Below are 19,915 nucleotides of genomic sequence, written 5' to 3'. Positions count from 1 at the left end.
GGAAGCACCTTCCATGACCGAAACCCTCGACAACCGAAAGCGCTGGCTCGCCCTGATGGTGCTGTGCCTGGGCGTGCTGATGATCGTGCTGGACACCACGATCGTGAACGTGGCGTTGCCTTCGATCCGCACCGACCTCGGCTTTTCCGAGACGTCTCTGGTCTGGGTGGTGAACGCCTACATGCTGACCTTCGGCGGCTTCCTGCTGCTGGGCGGTCGGCTGGGCGACCTGTACGGCCACCGCCGCGTGTTCCTCGCGGGCCTGGTGCTGTTCACGCTGGCCTCGCTGGCCTGCGGGGTCTCGACCTCGCAGGGCCTGCTGGTGGCGGCGCGCGCGGTGCAGGGCCTGGGCGGCGCGGTGGTGTCGGCCGTGGCGCTCTCGCTGATCATGAACCTGTTCACCGAGCCGGCCGACCGCGCCAAGGCGATGGGCGTGTACGGCTTCGTGTGCGCGGGCGGCGGCAGCATCGGCGTGCTGCTGGGCGGCCTGCTCACGAGCACGCTGAGCTGGCACTGGATCTTCCTGGTCAACCTGCCGATCGGCGTGGCGGTGTACGCGCTGTGCGTGGCGCTGCTGCCCAACGCGCGCGGCCATGCGCACGGCGAGAAGCTCGACGTGGCCGGCGCCATCACCGTCACCTCGTCGCTGATGCTCGCGGTGTACGGCGTGGTCAACGGCAACGAGGCGGGCTGGGGCTCCACGCAGACGATGGGCCTGCTCGGCGCGGCCGTGGTGCTGCTGGTGGCCTTCATCGCCATCGAGGCGCGCGTGCAGCATCCGCTGATGCCGCTGGGCCTGTTCAGGCTGCGCAGCGTGTCGGTGGCCAACGTGGTGGGCGTGCTGTGGGCCGCGGCCATGTTCGCGTGGTTCTTCATCTCGGCGCTGTACATGCAGCTGGTGCTGCAGTACACGCCGATGCAGATCGGGCTGGCCTTCCTGCCGGCCAACGTGATCATGGCGGTGTTCTCGCTCGGCCTCTCCGCAAAGATCGTGATGCGCTTCGGCATCCGCAAGCCGCTGGCGGCGGGGCTGTGGCTCGCGGCCCTCGGGCTGGCGCTGTTCGCGCGCGCACCGGTCAACGGCAGCTTCGTGCTCGACGTGCTGCCCGGCATGGTGCTGCTGGGCCTGGGCGCGGGCATGGCCTTCAACCCGGTGCTGCTGGCGGCCATGAGCGAGGTCGACCCGGCCGACTCGGGCCTGGCCTCGGGCGTGGTCAACACCGCCTTCATGATGGGCGGCGCCCTGGGCCTGGCCGTGCTGGCCAGCGCCGCGGCGGCACGCACCACGGCCATGGCCACCGCCGGCGCGCAGACGCCGCTGGCGCTCACCGGTGGCTACAACCTGGCATTCCTGGTCGGCGCCGTGTTCGCGGCGGCGGCGGGTCTGATCGGGGTCCTGCTGCTTCGCCCGGCCGCGCCGGGACACACCCAGAACAACAACGAAGCAGCGTCGGCCCCGGGCGCGGCGGGCAAGACAGCGTCGCCGTGAACGCGACGGCGCCATGCAGCCCCCGCTTTTTCTTTTTCAACGTTTCTATCCCCTATTCAGGAGAACAGACATGGCTCGTTATGTAGACGGATTCATCGTCGCCATTCCCACCAAGAACGTCGAGGCCTACCGCAAGCTGGCGCGCAAGGCCGGCAAGGTCTGGATGGAGTACGGCGCGCTCGAGTACGTGGAGTGCATCGCCGACGACGTGAAGCCCGGCAAGCTCACGTCGTTCCCCCAGAGCGTGAAGCTCAAGGCCGACGAGACCGTGGCCTTCTCGTGGATCACCTACAAGTCGCGCAAGCACCGCGACACGATCAACAAGAAGGTCATGGCCGACCCGCGCCTGGAGGCCATGATGGACATGAAGAACCTGCCGTTCGACGGCAAACGCATGATCTTCGGCGGCTTCAAATCGATCGTCGAGCTCTGATGTTTTCTCAGGCCAAAAAGCCGTCGTAGACAAGCTTCAGGCCTGTCAACAGCATGCCCAGATAGACGAAGCGATAGAACCAAGTCGCATCGATGCGGCGTGCAATGCGGATGCCGATCCACACGCCCAGCGGTGCGATCGGCATCAGCACGAGCGAGGTGGCCAGCGTGCGAAAGTCGAGCAGGCCGAGCCACGCGTAGGGAATCCACTTGCTGAGATTCACCACGAAGAAGAAGTAGGCCATGGTCGCCGTGAACACCACGGGCTTGAGCTTCAGCGGGATCACGTAGGCATTGATCGGCGGCCCGCCCGCATGCGCGATGAAGCTGGTGAAGCCCGACACGGTCGTCAGCACCGCGCCCACCGCGCGCGACGGCAGCGGGTCGTTGGGCTTGGGCGGAAACAGCAGGCGCTGCGCCAGGAACACCAGCGTGAACACGCCCACGATGCCCGCCACCGTGTGGGCCGAGAGCACGCGAAACAGCAGCGTGCCGATCACCGTGCCGACCAGCCCGAACAGAACCAGGAACTTGAGCAGCGAGCGGTCGAAGTCGCGCCGGAACGCGGCCAGGCCGAGCAGGTCCATGAGCAGCAGCAGCGGCATCAGGATCGCCGCCGCCTGCGGCACGGTGACGGCCAGCGCCATCATCGGCACGGCCAGCGACCCGAACCCGGCGCCGAAGCCGCTCTTGCTGATGCCGAGCAGCAGCACGGCGGGGACGGCGACCGCGTAGAACGACGGGTCGGTGATGAGGGGAAAAACCATGGGGAAACCAGCAGCGCAGAAAAAAGCCCGCCAGGGGCAGGCGGGCCGTCCGGGAGCGTAGCAGGAAGCCCGGTTTCCTGCCGACGGCCCGCCCCGGCCGCGCCTCGCGGGACAACCCGCTTGACAGTGTTTTCGAGATTTATGACATTTATGATCATAAATACCCGAAACGCAGATGCCCCCTTCCCAACCCAAGCCTTCGCTCACGCGCGACAAGCGCGTGAAGCGTTCCGACCAGGTGGTCGACAACATCAAGCGCTGGGTCGTGCAGACCCAGCAACAGGTCGGCAACAAGCTGCCGCAGGAGAAAGAGCTGATCGAACAGCTCGGCGTGTCGCGCGGCACGGTGCGCGAGGCGCTGGCCGCGCTGCAGGTGCAGGGGCTGGTGGCGATCAGCACCGGCCCCAACGGCGGCGCCACGCTCACGCAGGCCTCGTACGAGCAGTGCCTGCAGGCGGTGTCGAACTTCCTGTACTTCCAGCCGGTCGACATCACGATGCTGTACGCGCTGCGGCGCGTGGTCGAGCCCGAGCTGGCCGCCAACGTGGCCACGCGCCTCACCGAGGCCGACCTGGCCGCGCTGGAGGCGCTGATCGGCCACAGCCACCCGGCGCACGGCGGCAGCGCCGACTGGAACGAGCGCCGCGAGGCCGACCTGCTGTTCCATGACCGCCTGGCCGAGGCCTGCAGCAGCCCCTTCCTGGCGCTGGTGTGCCGCCTGCTCAACGACGTGATCCGCCGCGTGATCATCGTGCGCAACGCGCTCACGGAGTTCGACCAGTTCGACGAGGAGATCGTCGACAGCCACACCGAACTGCTCGACGCGCTGCGCGCCCGCGACCCCGCGCGTGCGCGCGAGGTCATGCGCGTGCACATGGAACACGCCGAAGCCCTGGCCCTGGAGGCCGAATCCCGCGTCGACCGCGGCAGCCTGCTCATGAAGAAACCGACCGGCTGACGCCCGCGCGGCGCGCGCTGATCCGCGTCGCCGCCGCCTTCTTCCCTGCTCTCTCTTGCCTTCACCCCGGTCGCGCCGGGGTGCGGGGTTTCCTTTGCCTGAACTTTGCTCGAGACCTCCCATGACCGCATCCCCCGCCCTCTGGCAGCGCAGCGCCACCGACCTCGCCGGTGCCGTGCGCCGCCGCGAGCTGTCCTGCCGCGAAGTGACGACCAGCGTGCTCGCGCGCATCGCCGAACTCAACCCGCGCCTCAATGCCCTGGCCGAAGTGCTGGCCGACGAAGCCCTGGCCAGCGCCGACGCGGCCGACGCCCGCACCCTGCGCGGCGAAGCACTGGGCCCGCTGCACGGCGTGCCGGTGAGCATCAAGGTCAACGTCGACCAGGCCGGCCACGCCACCACCAACGGCGTGATCCCGCTCAAGGACCACATCGCCCGCGAAGACGCGCCGGTGGTGGCGCACTGGCGCAGCGCGGGCGCCGTCATCGTGGGGCGCAGCAACACCGCGACCTACTCGTCGCGCTGGTTCACCGACAACGGCGTGCACGGCCGCACGCTGAACCCGTGGGACGCGGCCATCACCCCCGGCGGCTCCAGCGGCGGCGCGGCCGCGGCGGTGGCCGCCGGCATGGGCGCGCTGGCGCACGGCAACGACATCGGCGGCTCGATCCGCTACCCCGCGTACGCCTGCGGCGTGGCCGGCCTGCGCCCCACCGCCGGCCGCGTGCCGGCCTTCAACCCGAGCGCCACGAGCGAGCGCGGCATCACGCCGCAGCTCATGTCGGTGCAGGGGCCGCTGGCGCGCAGCATCGCCGACCTGCGACTGGGCTACGAGGCCATGGCACGCCCCGACGCGCGCGACCCGAACTGGGTACCGGTGCCGCACGAGCTGCCGCGCCCCACCGGCCCGATCCGCGTGGCGCTGTTCAAGCGCGCGCCGGGCATCCCGGTCGACCCGGCCGTCACGCAGGCGCTGGACGACGCCGCGCGCTGGCTGCAGCAGGCGGGCTACGCGGTCGACGAAGCCGAGCTGCCCTGCTTCGGCGAGGCTGCGGCCCTGTGGCGCACGCTGATCGTGGACGACACCCGCCGCAACATCATCGCGGGCGTCGAGCAGCACGGCGACGACCTCATGCGGCGCAGCCAGCGCTACCTGCTCGAAGGCATGGCCGAGACCGACCGCGACGGTTTTCTCGACGCGCTCGCGCGGCGCCAGGCGCTGCTGCGCAGCTGGTCGGTGTTCATGCAGACCCATCCGCTGGTGCTGATGCCCGTGTCATGGCAGCGCCCCTGCCCGCAGGACGAAGACGTCGCCAGCCTGGAGCGCGCGCGCGCCCTCATCGACGCCCAGAGCCCGCTGCTCGCGACCGCCGCGCTGGGCATGCCCGGCCTCGCGGTGCCCACCGGCATGGCCGGCAGCGCGCCCATGGGCGTGCAGCTGCTCGCCTGGCGCTTCCGCGAAGACCTGCTGCTCGAGGCCGGCCAGGCGATCGAGGACGCGGCCCGCTTCACGCCGCTGGTCGCGCAGTGATCTTCCTTTTCCCGCTCTTCCAACGATTCCAACCACCCGGAGACTTTCGATGACCCCCTTCACTTTCCCCACCGGCCCCGCGCTCTCGCGGCGCGGCCTCATCCGCGCGGCAGCGGCCACGGGCCTGGGCGGCCTGCTGCCGTACGGCGCGAACGCGCAGCCGGCGGTCAACCGCCTGATCGTGCCCTTCCCGGCCGGCGGCCCGGCCGACTTCATGGGCCGGCTGCTGTCCGAAAAGCTCAAGGACGAGCTCGGCCGCCCGGTGATGGTCGACAACCGCCCCGGCGCCGGCACGCGGCTGGCGGCCGAGGTGCTGAAGAACAGCCCCGCCGACGGCACCACCATGCTGCTGGCGCCGGTCGACCCGATGTTCATCGGCCCCGCCATCTACGCCAACATGCGCTTCAACCCGGCCACCGACTTCAAGCCCGTGACCGACGTGAGCGGCATCCAGTTCGGCCTGGCCGTGAGCGCCGCCTCGCCGGTGAAAACGCTGGCCCAATTCGTCCAGGCCGCCAAGGCCAACCCCGACCAGGGCTCGATCGGCATCACCACCGTGGGCTCGCTGCTGCACTTCCTGGCGATGGACTTCGTGGCCCTGTCGCGCAGCGGTGCCACCCTGGTGCCCTACCGCGGCGGCGCGGCCATGGTCACCGAGCTGATCGGCGGCCAGGTGGCCTCGGGCATGGACGCCACCACCACCCTCACCGAGTACCACCGCGCAGGCAAGCTGCGCGTGCTGGCCGTGGCCGGCGACAAGCGCGCCGACGGCCTGCCCGACGTGCCGACCTTCGCCGAGTCGGGCTACCCGACGCTGGTGGCCTCGTCGCGCTACGTGCTGTACGCCCACGCCAACACCGCGCCCGCCACGCTGGCGCAGTGGAACCGGGCCGTGCGCAAGGTGCTGGCCCTGCCCGACGTGCGCGAAAAGCTCGGCCGCGTGGGCTACGACCTGCTGCCTGGCGCCTCGACCGAAGAGGTGGTGCGCTACACCGACGCGCTGGCCGCACGCTGGCTGCCGGTGATCAAGGCCTCGGGCTACAAGGGCGACTGAGGCCCGGCGGCAGCGACCCAACCGCCGAAAAGTGTGCGTAAACGCACCGACCGGCGGCGGCGGGGCTCTCACACTGGCATGGCAACCGCCGCAGTCCGCAGCGGCCTTCTTCCTTTTTTCTTCCACTCAAGGATTCGCCATGAACACCCAGGCTGCCCCGATCGCCTCCGCCGCTTCGGCGTCTTCCTCCTCGTCGTTCCTTGCCACGCCCGCCGCCCGCGACGACGCCGGCAAGCTGGTGCTGCGCGTGTCGGTCGGCGTGCTGATGCTGCTGCACGGCATCTTCAAGCTCTCGGCCGGCGTCGGCTTCATCAGCGGCATGCTGGCCAAGGCCGGCCTGCCGGGCGGGCTGGCCTACCTCGTGTTTGTGGGCGAGATCGTCGCGCCGCTCCTGATGATCGCGGGCCTGTGGACGCGCGCCGCCGCCGCCGTGGTGGTGATCAACATGCTCTTCGCCTTCGGCCTCGTGCACATGGCCGACCTGTTCGCGCTGACCAAGCAGGGCGGCTGGGCGCTGGAACTGCAGGGCCTGTACCTGTTCGGCGCGCTGAGCGTGGCCCTGATGGGCGCCGGCCGCTACAGCGTGGCCGGCCCGAACGGCCGCTGGAACTGATCTAGTCCCCGCGCACCTGCGACACCATCAGCGCCAGGCGCTCGGCATCGGCCACCACCAGCGCCTTGCCGTCCTTGCGCAGCACGCCGCCGCGCACCAGCGTGTTGAGTTCGCGGGTCACCTGCTCGCGGTTGGTGCTGATCTGGCTGGCCAGCGCCGCGTGCTTGGGCGCGGGCTCCAGCCGGGCCTCGTTGCCGTCGATGCCCGCCTCGCGCGCCAGGCGCAGCAGCTCGGCATGCAGGCGGTTCTGCACGCCCAGCGTACTCAGGTCGATCACCCGTTCCGACAGCTGCCGCACCAGCGCGGCCAGCCGCTGCATCACGCGCTCGGCCACCAGCGGCTCCTCGCGCAGCAGCGTCAGGAAGGCGGCGCGGTCCAGGCTGGCAACCACGCAGGGTTCGAGCGTGACCACGTCGGCCGAACGCGGGCCGCCGTCGAGCGCCGCAATGTCGCCGAAATGCGCGCCGGCCTCCGAATCGCGGAAGGTCACCTGCCGGCCGTTGGCCGCGTAGGTCGTCACGCGCACGCGGCCCGACACCAGCAGGAACACCTCGCCCTGCAGGTCGGCGCGCAGCATCAGCGGCTTGCCGGCCGCCACGCTGTGCCACAGGCACTGGCGTGCCAGATGGTCGAAGCGGTCGTCGGAGAGGCCTTCGAGCAGCGCGATGCGGCGCAGCGCGAGGCTGGAGCGGGGGGTGGGTTCGGGTAGGGCCATGCCGGTGGTCATCGAAGCGCGCGCATTATGCTCGGGTGCCGCTTCGAACCCGTTCATGGACAGACGTTCCCCTCCTTCCCCTTTTTTGCTGAGAACGCCGACACGGCGCAACCTCCGCTGGGCGAGCGGGCTGGTGCTGATGGCCTACATCACGGCGCACCTGCTGAACCATTCGCTGGGCATCGTCTCCTTCGCCGCGGCCGAGACCGTGCTGCGCGGCGTGCAGAAGTTCTGGCACAGCCTGCCCGGCACGCTGCTGCTGTACGGCGCCGCCCTCACCCACCTCGTGCTCGCCGTGGCCGCCCTGTGGGAACGCCGCACCCTGCGCATGCCGCCGCTCGAAGCCCTGCGCGTGCTGCTGGGCTTTGCGCTGCCGCTGCTGCTGGCCACCCACCTCACCGCCATGCGCGGCGCCTGGCTGGCCTACGGCATCGAGGGTTCGTACGTGCGCGTGGTCTGGGGCCTGTGGGACCTGGCCGGCGCGGGCGCGCAGCTGGGCATGATGCTCGCCGCCTGGGCCCACGGCTGCCTCGGCCTGCACTTCGCGCTGCGCGTGCGCCCGCTCTACCGGCGCCTGTTCGCGCCGCTGCTCGCCGTGGCCGTGCTGCTGCCGGTCACCGCCGCGATGGGCTTCGTCTCGATGGGGCGCGAGTTCCAGTGGACCGGCGTGCCGCCCGTCGTGCTGCCGACGCCCGAACAGGGCCGCGCGCTCAACACCGCCGAGACCAACATCAAGCTCTATTACGCCTTGGCGCTGCTGGCCCTGCTCGCGGCCTACGCGGCGCGCAGCCGTCTGGCCCGACGCGCGCGTGGCGCCACCGTGGCGCTGCGCTACCCCGACCGCACCGTGCACGTGCCGCCCGGCTGGAGCGTGCTCGAAGCCAGCCGCTCGCACGGCATCGCGCATGTGTCGATCTGCGGCGGGCGCGCGCGCTGCTCCACCTGCCGCGTGCGCGTGGGCGGCGCGCCCGAACACATCGGCACGCCGGGACGTGACGAGCAGCGCACGCTCGAACGCGTGCGCGCCCCGCACGACGTGCGGCTGGCCTGCCAGCTGCGCCCGCGCGGCAGCATCGAGGTGACGCCGCTGTTCGCGCCGCTGCCGCGCGAAGGCCGGCCCGCGCCGGTCGGCCGCTTCGGGCACGAGCGCGACGTGGCGATTTTGTTCGTCGACCTGCGGCGCTGGTCGGGCCTGTCGGAACGGCAGTGGCCCTTCGACCTGGCCTACGTGCTCGACCGCTACTTCGCCATCGTCGGTGCTGCCGTGCGCGAGAGCGGCGGCGTGCCCAACCAGTTCATCGGCGACAGCGTGATGGCCATCTTCGGCCTGGAGAGCGACCTGCCCACCGCCTGCCGGCAGGCCCTGCACGCCACCCAGCTCATCGGCGAACGCATGGACGCATGGAACGTCGACTTCCAGGCCCAGTTCGGCCAGCACCTGGACTTCGGCATGGGCCTGCACGCCGGGCGCGCGGCCGTCGGCGAGGTCGGCTACCTCGAGACCACCACCTTCACCGCCATCGGCGAAGTGGTCAACACCGCAAGCCGCCTGCAGGACCATTCGAAGACCGCTTCGGCGCGGCTCGTGGTCTCGCAGTTCGCGGCGCAACAGGCCGGCGCCGAAGAATCGCTGGGCCCGGTCGACACGCTGAACGTGCGCGGGCGCTCCGAACCGCTGGCCGTGATGTATTCACGCGCCGCAAAAGCGGCCTGAGCATCACCTGCCGGATTCGGTGCGCAAACGCACAGCGCCTTCCGTGATGCGGTTTCACACTGCAGCTTGTGGCAACGACGACTGTCCGCCGCCCACAGACTCAAGGGAAATCTCATCATGAACAGCAAGCAACTCCTCGCCATTTCCGCCGCCGCCTTCGCCCTGCTGGGCACCATCGGTGCGGCCCACGCCGAAACCTACGAAGGCGTGCACGCCATCACCTCGGCCGCCAGCCGTGCCGACGTGCGCACCCAGGCCGTCGCCGCCGCGCGCAATGGCAACGAATACTCCGACGCCGCCGCCGAAGGCACCGTCGCCGTGACCTCCACGCTCGACCGCCAGGCCGTGCGCGACCAGGCCGTGGCCGCTGCCCACAACCCGCTGCAAAGCCTGGACCGCCGCGCCTTCTACCGCGACGAAGTGCCCTCCGCCTACAAGAAGCCGGCCGTGAGCTTCACGCGCCAGGCCGGCCTGTAATCACGACGCCACCTGCACCCGCGCCGCGCGCGGGCCTGCAGCTTCGGTGATCGTGAAGCGCACCGGCAGGAAGCGCTCGATCACCGCGCAGTTCGTGCGCGTGTGCGGGGTCACTTCGCTGCAGGTGAACGCGCCCGACTGCCCCGGTTGCCGGAACACCGCCAGCGCCAGCAGCAGCGCCAGCTGATCGGCCAGGTGCGGCCCCACGGCCGCGTCCTCGTGCTTCTGGAAGGCACGCACTTCCTTCACGAGGCCGTGCGCCACCTGCTCCGCGCTCAGCGTCTTCTCGCCGAAGGCCGTGAACACCTCGGTGAGGTGCGCGTAGGCGAGCGTCACCAGCAGTGCATTGCCCGGACCTTCGTTCTGGCGCGTCGGCACCGTGCGCAGTTGCTCGGCCTGCGCCGACCAGCCCATCGCCGCCCCCACCGTTTCGAGTTCGCGCGCCGCCACATGGCGCGGCAGGCCGGGCGCCAGGCACTCCGCATGGCCCGCGCGCAGCTCACCACGCGACAGCAGGTCGAAGGCCTGCAGCCGCGCACCTTCCGCCGCCGGCACGATCGTCGCGTCCACCTCGCCGCCGCCGGCCGGGTAGAAGCCGCAACGGCGCAGCACGAGCTGCAGGTCGCCGCCGAGGCGACGCACCAGCGGCGCGAACGCGCGCTCCAGGAAGTGGAACGGCGGCGCCATCGGGTTGTGCGTGCCACCGCTCAGCCGCAGCCGGCTCACCTGACCCGCGGGTTGCAGCAGCAGCGGCGGCAGCACGGTCTGCAGCACCAGCATGCAGCTGCCCGCACCGGCGATCGCAAAGCGGTAGTCGCCCGCGCGCACCGGCCCCGGCACGAAGCGCAGCGACTGCGAACCCAGCTCGGCGCCATCGACCTGCGCGCCGCTGATCTGCGCCGCCGCGTGCACGCACGCCAGGTGCTGGCGCATCAGGCCCGGCTTGGCCCGGCCCGCGCGGATCTTCGCGATGGCCAGCGGCCGGCCCGTGACCATCGACAGCGCTAGGCCGGTGCGCAGGATCTGGCCACCGCCTTCGCCTTGGGAGCCGTCGAGTTCGACGGCATCGAGTGCTCGTTGTTCTTCTTGTGCTTCCGTCATCGGGAAAGTCTTTCTCTCTTGTTCAGTCGTGTGTCGTTGTTCTTGTTCGCGCGGTTCCGAGCCGGCAAGCGCGGCAGCGCACCGCCGTGCTGTGGATGCTGCCGAGCGCCACCTCGTACCACCACTTCTGCTGCTTGGCCGTCCACACCTCTTGCGCCCCGCAATCGCGGCAGGTGAACGCCTTGTCGACGTAGAAGGTGGGCAGCGGGCCGTAGGTGTTGTTGTGCGCGGCCAGCAAGGCCGTGTCGGCCGCGACCATGCCTTCGGCACGCAGCAGGCGTGCATCGGCCTGGCGCTGCTGCAGTGCCACGGCGCGCGCAGCGCGTTCGAGGCGGTACGCCTTGATTTCGGCGCGGCGTTGCTTGTTGCTTTTCATTTTTCTTTGAACCTCCGCAATACGTCGCTACGAAGGCAGGCCGGTCTCCCGATCCCCTCCTATAGCTCTTCCACTGTCACGATACCTTCGCCCGCAGCGAGTTGAACGATGCTGCCCAACACCTGTCGTGCAAAGTTGGTGTTCGCAAGCAGGCAGACCACAAAGCCATCCGCCTCGATGCTGACCACGGCCTGCGCCCATTCCGAAGGCGTCGACGGCGGCGCCGGATAGAAATCCGCGCGCTCGCCCTCGACGTTCAGATGGCCGCCGATGCCTGCCTTCCTGCAGATGCCTTGCGCGACTTCGCGCGACGGCAATGCAACCTTGACGCGGTACTCGATGCCCACGGTCAACCCTTCACACAGACCACCTGCTTGAGCGTGTAAACCACCTCCACCAGGTCCTTCTGCGCCTCCATCACCGCGTCGATGTCCTTGTAGGCCATCGGGATCTCGTCGATCACGTCGGCATCCTTGCGGCATTCGACGCCTTCGGTCGCGGCGATCTGGTCGGCGACGGTGAAGAGCTTCTTGGCCTTCGTCCGACTCATCTTCCGGCCCGCGCCGTGGCTGCAGCTCATGAAGCTCTCGGGGTTGCCCTTGCCGCGCACGATGTAGCTCTTGGCGCCCATGCTGCCGGGGATGATCCCCAGCTCGCCGAGCTTCGCGCTCACCGCGCCCTTGCGGGTCACGAGCACGTCCTGCCCGAAGTGCGTCTCGCGGCTCACGTAGTTGTGGTGGCAGTTCACCGCTTCCACGTGCGCCTCGAAGGGCTTGGTGATGACCTTGCGCGCGGCCGCGACCACGCGCTGCATCATCACTTCGCGGTTCGCCCGTGCGAACTTCTGGGCCCAGCCCACGGCACGCACGTAGTCGCCGAAGTACCGGGCGCCTTCCTCGAAGTACGCTAGGTCCTGGTCGGGCAGGTTGCGCTGGTGCAGCTGCGCGTCCTTCTTCGCGAGTTCGATGAAGTGCGTGCCGATGGCGTTGCCCACGCCACGCGAACCCGAGTGCAGCATGAACCACACGGCGCCCGCTTCGTCGAGGCACACCTCGATGAAGTGGTTGCCGGTACCCAGCGTTCCCAGGTGCTTGTGGTTGTTCGTGTTCTTGATGCGCGGGTGGTCCTCGCAGATCAGCTCGAACTCGTCCACCAGCTTCGCCCACGCCGCATCGGTTTCATCGGGCGGCGTTTCCCACGAACCCTTGTCGCGGCCCATGCGCTTGGGGTTGCTTCCGTGCGGCACGGCCTTCTCGATCGCCGAACGCAGCGGGCCCAGGTTGTCGGGCAGGTCGCGCGCGTTGAGCGTGGTCTTGCAGGCCATCATTCCGCAGCCGATGTCCACGCCGACGGCGGCGGGGATGATGGCCTTGAAGGTCGGGATCACCGAGCCCACGGTCGCACCGATGCCGTAGTGCACGTCGGGCATGGCCGCGATGTGCTTGAACACGATGGGCAGGCGCGCGGCGTTCTCGAGCTGCTTCTGAGCTTCGTCTTCCACAGGCACGCCGTTGGTCCACATCTTCACGGGGACGCCGTTCGCGACTTCATGCAGTTTGTAGTTCGTCATTTTTCTTTCCTCTGTCTATCTATTCTTCACACTCGTTGGTGGACACGGCGGGATTCGAACCCGCATCAATACGGCGACCGTGGTGTTTGAATCCAGCGGCCCAGTCGACGATTGGAAACGCGCGCCAGTGACAGACCCGTCATCGGAGCCAGCACCTGCATCCTCAACCTTGCTCGTCGACCGACTTGCCCGCCGTACCTGGTCTTACCCAGGCTGCCGGCAATTTCAAACATTTTTGGCAGTGGCGCTCCCTTCTGTGCCTGCGTGCCCGTGTGTCTCTCTTTTCTCTACTGCTCAGGACCCGTTCGGCCGCAGCGTCACGAGTCCGTTGAGCACCTGGTCCAGGCCGCCGACCACCGAGATCTTGTCGATGCGCTCGGCCACGCGTTCCAGCGTCTCGAGTTCCTTCATGCGCAAGGCGACGGGGTTGCCCTCCATCACCTTGGCGGTGTTCAACAGCGAGCGCGTGGCCGCGGTTTCCTCGCGGCGGCGGATCACGTTGGCCTGGGCCGACTTCTCGGCCTCCACCACCTGCGCGAGGATGGTCTTCATCTCGCCCGGCAGGATGATGTCCTTCACGCCCACGCTCTCCAGCACCAGGCCCGAACCCTCCAGCCGCTCACGCACCTGCACCAGCACCGTCTGGTCGATGGCGGACTTGTTCTCCAGCAGCGCGTCGAGCGTCTGCTCGCCCACCGCCGCGCGCAGGCCGAACTGCAGCTCGCGGTACACATGCTCGGCCGGCTTGGGCATCTGCGCCAGGGCTTGGCGCACATCGGCGAAACGCCACACCGCCGACAGGTTCAGCCGCAGCCCCACCTTGTCGCGGGTCAGGATTTCCTGGCCGCTCACTTCGGCGATCTGCGAGCGCAGGTCCACGCTCGTCACCGCCACTTGCCGGTTGAAGCGCCAGAAGCCGTGGTTGCCCGGTGGCAGCAGCGCCTGCATCTGGCCTTCGAGGGTCAGCACGCCGGCATGGAACTCGGGCACCTGCACCAGCAGCACGCCTTCGAGCCCCTGCACCGCACGCGGACGCAGCGCCACGCTCTGCAGCTTGGCCAGCAGCTCGGCCGGCAGGCGTGCATCGGCGGCCACGTCGATCACGTCGACGCGCTGCTCGCGCAGGCCGCGCCAGTAGAGCTTGCGGGTGGCGGGCGGCAGCACCTGCACCAGCACGCCGTCTTCATGGCGCAGGCCGACCTCGGTCTCACCCAGCGACACCTGCACGAACTCGCGCTGCACCAGCTGCGGCTCGCGCGCCAGGAAGTAGTCGGCCAGCTCGTGCTCGAAGGCCGGCTCGGCCAGCGAGAAGCGCTCGAGCTGCACGGTGTCGAAGCCCGTGAACACGCGGTGCTTGCCAGCGGCATACAGGCCCTCGAAGTCGCCGTTGCGCAGCAGCAGCACGCGTTCGTTCTTCTTCACGGTGAATTGGGTGAATCCCAGCATTTTTTCTTCCTCTCTCTTCTTCTTCGTTGCGGTTGTCGTTCGTTGTTCGTCTACGTTTCGTATCGGGGCCCACGAAGGGCAGGCGGCGGGCACCGTGGCTTGCGAGGTCAGCAACGCAGCGGTCGACGGGTCGGTGCGGTGGCACGGCCTTTTTTGGCTGCGCCATCGCCTCCTTCTGCGTCGATGGCTGCATGCGGTTCCTGGCAGAACGCGCGATGCGCAAGCCGCCTGCACTGGCACGGTGTCGCTCGGCCGGGCCCTGCCCTGCGCCTCGCTCCGGTGTGCCGGGGCGGTGGGGCTTTCGCCCCCATCAAAGCGGCGGTGCGAACACCGCCGAAGGTTGTTTGCGGGAATCGAACCCGCCACGCCGCGTGGTTAGCACGGTGCTCCACCATGAGCAGACTGGATCAAGTCCAGTGACCAGCACAGTTCAACAGCGGCATACCGCGGACCCAAGAACAGGTCTGGCCTGCGGCACCGGGCCGCTTTCATGCGGCACCTGGGAGCGGATGAACTGCATCCGGACAGACTCTCTATTGCAGCGAGCGTGCCAACTTGCGCGCACGGCGCCTGGAAACACGGTGACGGTGATGCAAGTCATTGACCGAAAAGGGGAATTTCTTCTTCATCCGGTGTGAAACGACGCCCACCCCTTGCTAGCATTCAGATAATTTCTAGAAATTCAGCTAGTCTTTTATCCATGAAACCCATCGTCGTCATCGGTTTTCTCGGCACCCAGCTCGATGCCGGCCAGGGCGCGGGCCGCTGGAACAAGTGGCGCCCCACGGTCTCGCTCGCGCAGCACGACGACATGGTGGTGGCGCGCATCGAGCTGCTGCACACGCGCAAGCACACGGCGCTGGCCGAGCTGGTGAAGGCCGACATCGCCGCCGTGTCGCCCGAGACCACCGTCCACCTCGTGCCCTTCGACCTCGAAGACCCGTGGGACTTCGGCGAGGTCTACACGCGCCTGTACGACTGGGCGCGCGCCTACCCCTTCCAGCCCGAGCGCGAGCAGTACTGGACGCACATCACCACCGGCACGCACGTGGCGCAGATCTGCATGTTCCTGCTGTCGGAATCGCGCGTGGTGCCGGGCGTGCTGGCCCAGACCTCGCCGCCGCGCAAGCAGCGTCAGGGCGACGCCGGCAAGGTCGCGCTGATCGACCTCGACCTGTCGCGCTACGACCCGATCGCGCGCCGCTTCGACGCCGACCAGCGCGACGCGGTCGCCTTTTTGAAGAGCGGCATCGCCACGCGCAACGCGCGCTTCAACGCACTCATCGACGAGATCGAGCGCGTGGCCGTGCGCTCGCGCGCGCCCATCCTGCTGGTGGGGCCGACGGGCGCGGGCAAGTCGTTCCTGGCGCGGCGCATGTTCGAGCTGAAGCAGGCGCGCCACCAGGTGACGGGGCCGTTCGTCGAGGTGAACTGCGCCACGCTGCGCGGCGACGGCGCGGCGTCCACGCTGTTCGGCCACAAGAAGGGTTCGTTCACCGGCGCGGCGAGCGACCGCGCAGGGCTGCTGCGCACCGCACACCAGGGCGCGCTGTTCCTCGACGAGATCGGCGAGCTGGGCCTGGATGAACAGGCGATGCTGCTCAAGGCCATCGAGGAAAAACGCTTCTTCCCCGTGGGCGCCGACAAGGAAGTGGAGAGCGACTTCCAGCTCATCGCCGGCACCCACCGCGACCTGCGCCGCGACGTGGCGCAGGGGCGCTTTCGCGAAGACCTGTTCGCGCGCATCAACCTCTGGACCTACGACCTGCCCGGCCTCGCGCAGCGGCCCGAGGACATCGAGCCCAATCTCGACCACCTGCTGGCCCTGCACGCGGCCGAGAACCACCGCGTGGTGCGATTCAACGCCGAGGCGCGCACGGCCTACCTGCGCTTTGCGCAGAGCAGCGAGGCGATCTGGCGCGGCAACTTCCGCGACCTCTCGGCCAGCGTGACGCGGCTCGCGACGCTGGCCGACGGCGGGCGCATCGCGGTCGCGCTGGTCGAGGCGGAGATCGCGCGGCTGCGCTGGCTGTGGAAGCACGAGGGCACGGGCGCTTCAGTGGCGGCGGACGATGAGGTCGACCTGGAAGCCTTGCTCGGCGAAGAGAAGTTCGCGGCGCTCGACCTGTTCGACCGCCTGCAGCTCGAAGCGGTGGTGCGCGTGTGCCGGCCGGCGCGCAGCCTGTCGGAGGCGGGGCGCCAGCTGTTCCAGGCCTCGCGGACGCAGCGCAGCGTGGTGAACGATGCGGACCGGCTGCGCAAGTACCTGGCCAAGATGGGGCTGGACTGGGGCCGGATTTCAACGCTTGCGAAGCACTGAGGAGAACCTGTCCATGTTCGACTTCTTGAAGAAAGCCCCCAAGGAAGAGCCAGCCAGGAGGGCGTCGCCCGACCATTCCGCCGTCGAGATCAACGACGCCAGGTTGCGCACCGGCAAGGAACTGCGCGCGGTCTTGTACCTGTACGGGGACAGCACGTACATCGTCTCCTCGACCACGAGCATTGCCGAGACCGGCACGCCCATCGTGCTCGACGCATCGGCGCCCGACGACCAGATCGGGCTGGCGATCTGCGACAAGCTGCTGGATGCCTGGCAGCACGATCTGGGAGACCTTCGAGCTCACAAGCAGGACGACTGGCAGGTGCTCAAGGCCTCCGGCGCCAAGACCGGCAGGCAGTTCAACGAGAACGCCCTGTACATGGTCATCGAGACCATCAACAGCGCCATCCGCTTCCAGATGCGCTACCGGGTCACCCTGGAGCCGGACTTCCATGCAGGCGCCGTCTTGTCGAATGGGGTGGAACACGAACAGATCGGCATCACCGTCCGACGGCTGGTGGTCGCCGCGAAAGCACTGCGGGAGGCCGACTTCTTTTGAGGCAGAAGGAGCCTTCATCGCCGCGTTTTCCGGGAGCGAATCGGAGCATCGATGGGCTATCCTCCGCCCGATGCCCATCTCCGCATTCGCCGTGAAGGTCCCCGCGGCTGAACCCATCGCCGCAGACCTTCGCCGCCGCTTCGACCCCACCGTGGCGCTCGGCGTGCCCGCCCACATCACGCTGCTCGTTCCTTTCATGGGCCCCGCGTTGATCACCGACGAGGTGCTCGCCCGTGCGCGGCGCGTGCTGCAACGCACGGCGCTGTTCTCGTTCGTGCTCGGCAAGGTCGGACGCTTTCCCGAGACCGCTTACCTCGCACCGGAGCCCGCTGCGCCGTTCATCGAAATGACGCGCGCGCTGGTGAAAGAGTTTCCCGACTTCCCGCCGTACGACGGCGCGCACGACGACATCGTTCCGCATCTGTCGGTGGCGCACGGCAACGCGCTGCACGCGGAAGAAGCGGCCATCGAGCTGCAGGCGCGGCTGCTTGCGTCGGGGCCGGTGCAGGCGCGCTGCACGGAGGTCGTGCTCATCGAGAACGCGTCGGGGCAGTGGTTGGACATGCATGTCTTTCAGTTGCCGAGAGCCGCTACCTGATCCAGGCCGGCAGCAGCCAGGACTCGATTCACCCGAACAAGGAACCTGCATGGGCCTCGAAGCACTGATCATTCCGGGCCTCTGGCTCGGCGCCGCCCTTACCGCGTACTACCTCTATCTTTGCTGTCGCTCGACCTCTCGTCCGTTCGCCGTTTCCACACTGATCGCCGCGATGTTTCTTGCTTCGCTGATTGCTGGCTCTGGCGGCAGGCCTGACTTTTTTTGGCGCGATTTCTTCATGGTCTATGTACCTGGCTTGCTTGCGTTCGGCCTGCACGCGCTTTGCATCAACCTCTTGCTGAAGTTCTCCAACCGACAGACTCCCCCACCGGAAACGCCGCCATCGCGCCGCATATGACCAGAACCGCGACACCCACGCGCCGCTGGTGGCAGCTGCCGCTCGCCGCGCTGCCGCTCTTGCTGCTCGGCGGCTGCGTGCAGTCGATGTTCTATTACCCCGACCGCGTGCGCTACGAAATGCCCGACGCGCTGGGCCTGCGCTACGAGAACGTGCGCTTCACCAGCGCCGACGGCACGCGCCTGAGCGGCTGGTTCATTCCCGCCGCGGGCCGGGCGGACCCGAAGACGGCGAAGGGCACGGTGGTGCACTTCCACGGCAACGCGCAGAACATGAGCAGCCACTGGCGTTTCGTCGCATGGCTGCCCGCGCAGGACTACAACGTCTTCGTGTTCGACTACCGCGGCTATGGCGAATCGGACGGCGAACCCGAACCCCGGGGCGTGTTCGAGGACTCGAACGCCGCGCTCGACCATGTGCGTGCCCGCGCGGATGTCGATGCGTCGCGGCTGTTCGTCTTCGGGCAGAGCCTGGGCGGCACGAACGCGATCGCGGCCGTGGGCTCGGGCAACCGGGCCGGCGTGAAGGCGGTGGCGATCGAGTCGACCTTCTATTCGTACCGCTCGATCGCCAACGACAAGCTGCCGGGCGCCGGCCTGCTGGTGCGCGACGACTACGCGGCCTCGAAATTCGTCGCGGCCATCGCACCGATTCCGCTGCTGCTGATCCACGGCACGGCCGACGCGGTGATTCCGCACGGCCACTCGCAGCGCCTGCTGGCCGATGCGAAAGAACCCAAGCAGCTGATCGAGGTGTCGGGCGCCGGCCACCTCGAACCGATGGCGGCGCCGCGCTTCGGCACGACGTACCAGCAAGCCCTCACCACCTTCTTCGACAGCGCCCCGGCGCTGCCTGCCCGCCCATGAAACACTTCGACGAAGCCGCCACCGCCGCCCCCCTGAGCTTCGAGCGGCTGGTGCCCGCGCTGCGCGCCGCCTTCGCGGCCGAGGCGCAGGTGCCGCCGCGCCACGTGCACAGCATCGAGACCGGCGGCGACGCGGCCACGCGCGGCACGGTGCTGATCATGCCGGCGTGGAGCGACGCGGGCTTCCTGGGCATCAAGACGATCAACATCTTTCCGGGCAACGGTGCGCGCGGCCTGCCCGGGCTGCACGCGACCTACGTGCTGTACGACGCGCGCACCGGCGTGCCGCTGGCGATGATGGACGGCAACGAGATCACGGCGCGGCGCACGGCGGCCGCCTCGGCGCTGGGCGCTTCGTTCCTGGCGCGCGCCGATGCGCGCAAGCTGCTGGTGCTGGGCACCGGCCGCATCGCGCGCATGCTGCCCGCCGCGCACGCAAGCGTGCGGCCCATTGACGAGGTGTGGGTGTGGAACCACCGGCCCGAGGGCGCCGAGGCGCTGGCCGAGCAATGGCGCAGTGAAGGATGGAACGCGCAAGCGGCCGGCACCGACCTCGAAGCGGCCGTGCGCAGTGCCGACATCGTGAGCTGCGCCACGCTGGCGACCACGCCGCTGGTGCGCGGCGAATGGCTGGCGCCGGGCGTGCACCTGGACCTGATCGGCAGCTTCACGCCCGCGATGCGCGAAGCCGATGTGCACTGTTTCGATGGCACGCGCACCTTCATCGACACGCCCGAGGCGCTGCAGAAGGCCGGCGACCTGCTCGATGCGATCGCGGCCGGTACCCTGCGCGCCGACGCGGTGCAGGGCACGCTGGCCGAGCTGTGCCGTGGCGCACGGCCCGGGCGCACGGGCGATGCCGAGCGCACGGTGTTCAAGGCCGTGGGCAGCGCGCTCGAAGACCTGAGCGCGGCGACGCTCGTGTGGCAGGCGCGCACGGACCCCTGAGGCCCGCGCCGCCCGCCATCAACC

At 68.9% G+C, this 19,915-nt stretch carries 21 protein-coding genes; 14 read left to right on the top strand and 7 right to left on the bottom strand.

The annotated features are described in order from the left end of the window. Nucleotides 1-13: 13 nt before the first annotated feature. Both VHAB30_RS00155 and VHAB30_RS00150 read left to right on the top strand, forming a co-directional pair. Nucleotides 14-1,489 (top strand): DHA2 family efflux MFS transporter permease subunit, encoded by a 1,476-nt coding sequence (locus tag VHAB30_RS00155; RefSeq protein WP_159275416.1) that lies wholly within the window; start codon nucleotides 14-16, stop codon nucleotides 1,487-1,489. Nucleotides 1,490-1,559: 70 nt separating this feature from the next. Next, nucleotides 1,560-1,922: a DUF1428 domain-containing protein gene (locus VHAB30_RS00150; RefSeq protein ID WP_062479540.1), complete on the top strand. Its 363-nt coding sequence runs from the start codon at nucleotides 1,560-1,562 to the stop codon at nucleotides 1,920-1,922. Nucleotides 1,923-1,929: 7 nt separating this feature from the next. Here VHAB30_RS00150 and VHAB30_RS00145 read toward each other — a convergent pair whose 3' ends face one another. After that, nucleotides 1,930-2,688 carry a sulfite exporter TauE/SafE family protein gene (locus VHAB30_RS00145; RefSeq protein ID WP_159275415.1) on the bottom strand — a complete coding sequence of 253 codons (759 nt, stop codon included), beginning with the start codon at nucleotides 2,686-2,688 and terminating at the stop codon, nucleotides 1,930-1,932. Between the two features lie 175 nt (nucleotides 2,689-2,863). Between VHAB30_RS00145 and VHAB30_RS00140 the strand changes: the two genes are divergently transcribed. The 4 genes from VHAB30_RS00140 to VHAB30_RS00125 all read left to right on the top strand — a co-directional run bounded on the left by VHAB30_RS00140 (nucleotide 2,864) and on the right by VHAB30_RS00125 (nucleotide 6,844). After that, nucleotides 2,864-3,646 carry a FadR/GntR family transcriptional regulator gene (locus tag VHAB30_RS00140; RefSeq protein WP_070061946.1) on the top strand — a complete coding sequence of 261 codons (783 nt, stop codon included), beginning with the start codon at nucleotides 2,864-2,866 and terminating at the stop codon, nucleotides 3,644-3,646. 121 nt (nucleotides 3,647-3,767) lie between these two features. Beyond that, nucleotides 3,768-5,177, top strand: a complete 1,410-nt coding sequence (locus tag VHAB30_RS00135) for an amidase family protein (RefSeq protein ID WP_159275414.1) — start codon at nucleotides 3,768-3,770, stop codon at nucleotides 5,175-5,177. Nucleotides 5,178-5,226: 49 nt separating this feature from the next. Further along, nucleotides 5,227-6,231, top strand: a complete 1,005-nt coding sequence (locus tag VHAB30_RS00130) for a tripartite tricarboxylate transporter substrate-binding protein (protein WP_159275413.1) — start codon at nucleotides 5,227-5,229, stop codon at nucleotides 6,229-6,231. A gap of 139 nt (nucleotides 6,232-6,370) precedes the next feature. After that, nucleotides 6,371-6,844 carry a DoxX family protein gene (locus VHAB30_RS00125; protein ID WP_062479555.1) on the top strand — a complete coding sequence of 158 codons (474 nt, stop codon included), beginning with the start codon at nucleotides 6,371-6,373 and terminating at the stop codon, nucleotides 6,842-6,844. A gap of 1 nt (nucleotide 6,845) precedes the next feature. Here VHAB30_RS00125 and VHAB30_RS00120 read toward each other — a convergent pair whose 3' ends face one another. Then, entirely contained in the window at nucleotides 6,846-7,559 is a 714-nt protein-coding gene (locus tag VHAB30_RS00120) for a Crp/Fnr family transcriptional regulator (protein WP_235926357.1), read from the bottom strand. A 55-nt stretch (nucleotides 7,560-7,614) separates the two neighbouring features. Here VHAB30_RS00120 and VHAB30_RS00115 point away from each other — a divergent pair, with 55 nt between their 5' ends. Together VHAB30_RS00115 and VHAB30_RS00110 are read left to right on the top strand one after the other, a co-directional pair. Then, nucleotides 7,615-9,273 carry an adenylate/guanylate cyclase domain-containing protein gene (locus tag VHAB30_RS00115; protein WP_159275411.1) on the top strand — a complete coding sequence of 553 codons (1,659 nt, stop codon included), beginning with the start codon at nucleotides 7,615-7,617 and terminating at the stop codon, nucleotides 9,271-9,273. 117 nt (nucleotides 9,274-9,390) lie between these two features. Next, nucleotides 9,391-9,750 carry an alpha/beta hydrolase gene (locus tag VHAB30_RS00110; RefSeq protein WP_159275410.1) on the top strand — a complete coding sequence of 120 codons (360 nt, stop codon included), beginning with the start codon at nucleotides 9,391-9,393 and terminating at the stop codon, nucleotides 9,748-9,750. Here VHAB30_RS00110 and rtcA read toward each other — a convergent pair whose 3' ends face one another. The 5 genes from rtcA to VHAB30_RS00085 form a co-directional block, all read right to left on the bottom strand. Beyond that, a complete protein-coding gene (gene rtcA, locus VHAB30_RS00105; protein ID WP_159275409.1) occupies nucleotides 9,751-10,851 on the bottom strand; it encodes an RNA 3'-terminal phosphate cyclase in 1,101 nt (366 codons plus the stop codon). A 22-nt stretch (nucleotides 10,852-10,873) separates the two neighbouring features. Further along, complete coding sequence (locus tag VHAB30_RS00100; RefSeq protein ID WP_159275408.1) at nucleotides 10,874-11,227, bottom strand: zinc-ribbon domain-containing protein; 354 nt, start codon at nucleotides 11,225-11,227, stop codon at nucleotides 10,874-10,876. 59 nt (nucleotides 11,228-11,286) lie between these two features. After that, on the bottom strand, nucleotides 11,287-11,574 hold the full coding sequence (locus VHAB30_RS00095; RefSeq protein ID WP_159275407.1) for a hypothetical protein: 288 nt from the start codon (nucleotides 11,572-11,574) through the stop codon (nucleotides 11,287-11,289). 2 nt (nucleotides 11,575-11,576) lie between these two features. After that, nucleotides 11,577-12,797 carry an RtcB family protein gene (locus tag VHAB30_RS00090; RefSeq protein ID WP_159272964.1) on the bottom strand — a complete coding sequence of 407 codons (1,221 nt, stop codon included), beginning with the start codon at nucleotides 12,795-12,797 and terminating at the stop codon, nucleotides 11,577-11,579. 294 nt (nucleotides 12,798-13,091) lie between these two features. Continuing rightward, nucleotides 13,092-14,243, bottom strand: coding sequence for a slipin family protein (locus tag VHAB30_RS00085; protein ID WP_159275406.1), 1,152 nt, complete (start codon nucleotides 14,241-14,243; stop codon nucleotides 13,092-13,094). A gap of 700 nt (nucleotides 14,244-14,943) precedes the next feature. Between VHAB30_RS00085 and rtcR the strand changes: the two genes are divergently transcribed. From rtcR to VHAB30_RS00055, 6 genes are all read left to right on the top strand, one after another. Beyond that, nucleotides 14,944-16,563 carry an RNA repair transcriptional activator RtcR gene (gene rtcR, locus VHAB30_RS00080; RefSeq protein WP_159275405.1) on the top strand — a complete coding sequence of 540 codons (1,620 nt, stop codon included), beginning with the start codon at nucleotides 14,944-14,946 and terminating at the stop codon, nucleotides 16,561-16,563. 13 nt (nucleotides 16,564-16,576) lie between these two features. Continuing rightward, a complete protein-coding gene (locus VHAB30_RS00075; protein WP_095950992.1) occupies nucleotides 16,577-17,122 on the top strand; it encodes a hypothetical protein in 546 nt (181 codons plus the stop codon). Nucleotides 17,123-17,192: 70 nt separating this feature from the next. Then, nucleotides 17,193-17,720, top strand: a complete 528-nt coding sequence (locus VHAB30_RS00070) for a 2'-5' RNA ligase family protein (RefSeq protein WP_159275404.1) — start codon at nucleotides 17,193-17,195, stop codon at nucleotides 17,718-17,720. A gap of 49 nt (nucleotides 17,721-17,769) precedes the next feature. After that, entirely contained in the window at nucleotides 17,770-18,078 is a 309-nt protein-coding gene (locus tag VHAB30_RS00065; protein ID WP_159275403.1) for a hypothetical protein, read from the top strand. Continuing rightward, nucleotides 18,075-18,944, top strand: a complete 870-nt coding sequence (locus VHAB30_RS00060) for an alpha/beta hydrolase (RefSeq protein WP_159275402.1) — start codon at nucleotides 18,075-18,077, stop codon at nucleotides 18,942-18,944. Before VHAB30_RS00065 ends, VHAB30_RS00060 begins: the two co-directional genes overlap by 4 nt. Beyond that, nucleotides 18,941-19,891, top strand: a complete 951-nt coding sequence (locus VHAB30_RS00055; protein WP_159275401.1) for a bifunctional Delta(1)-pyrroline-2-carboxylate/Delta(1)-piperideine-2-carboxylate reductase — start codon at nucleotides 18,941-18,943, stop codon at nucleotides 19,889-19,891. The genes VHAB30_RS00060 and VHAB30_RS00055 overlap by 4 nt, the downstream gene beginning before the upstream one ends. Nucleotides 19,892-19,915: the final 24 nt, after the last annotated feature.

Source organism: Variovorax boronicumulans (assembly GCF_009811375.1).
Lineage (GTDB): Bacteria > Pseudomonadota > Gammaproteobacteria > Burkholderiales > Burkholderiaceae_C > Variovorax > Variovorax boronicumulans.
The sequence above is the reverse complement of the archived record's forward strand: the minus strand, read 5'-3'. Positions and strand labels throughout refer to the sequence as shown.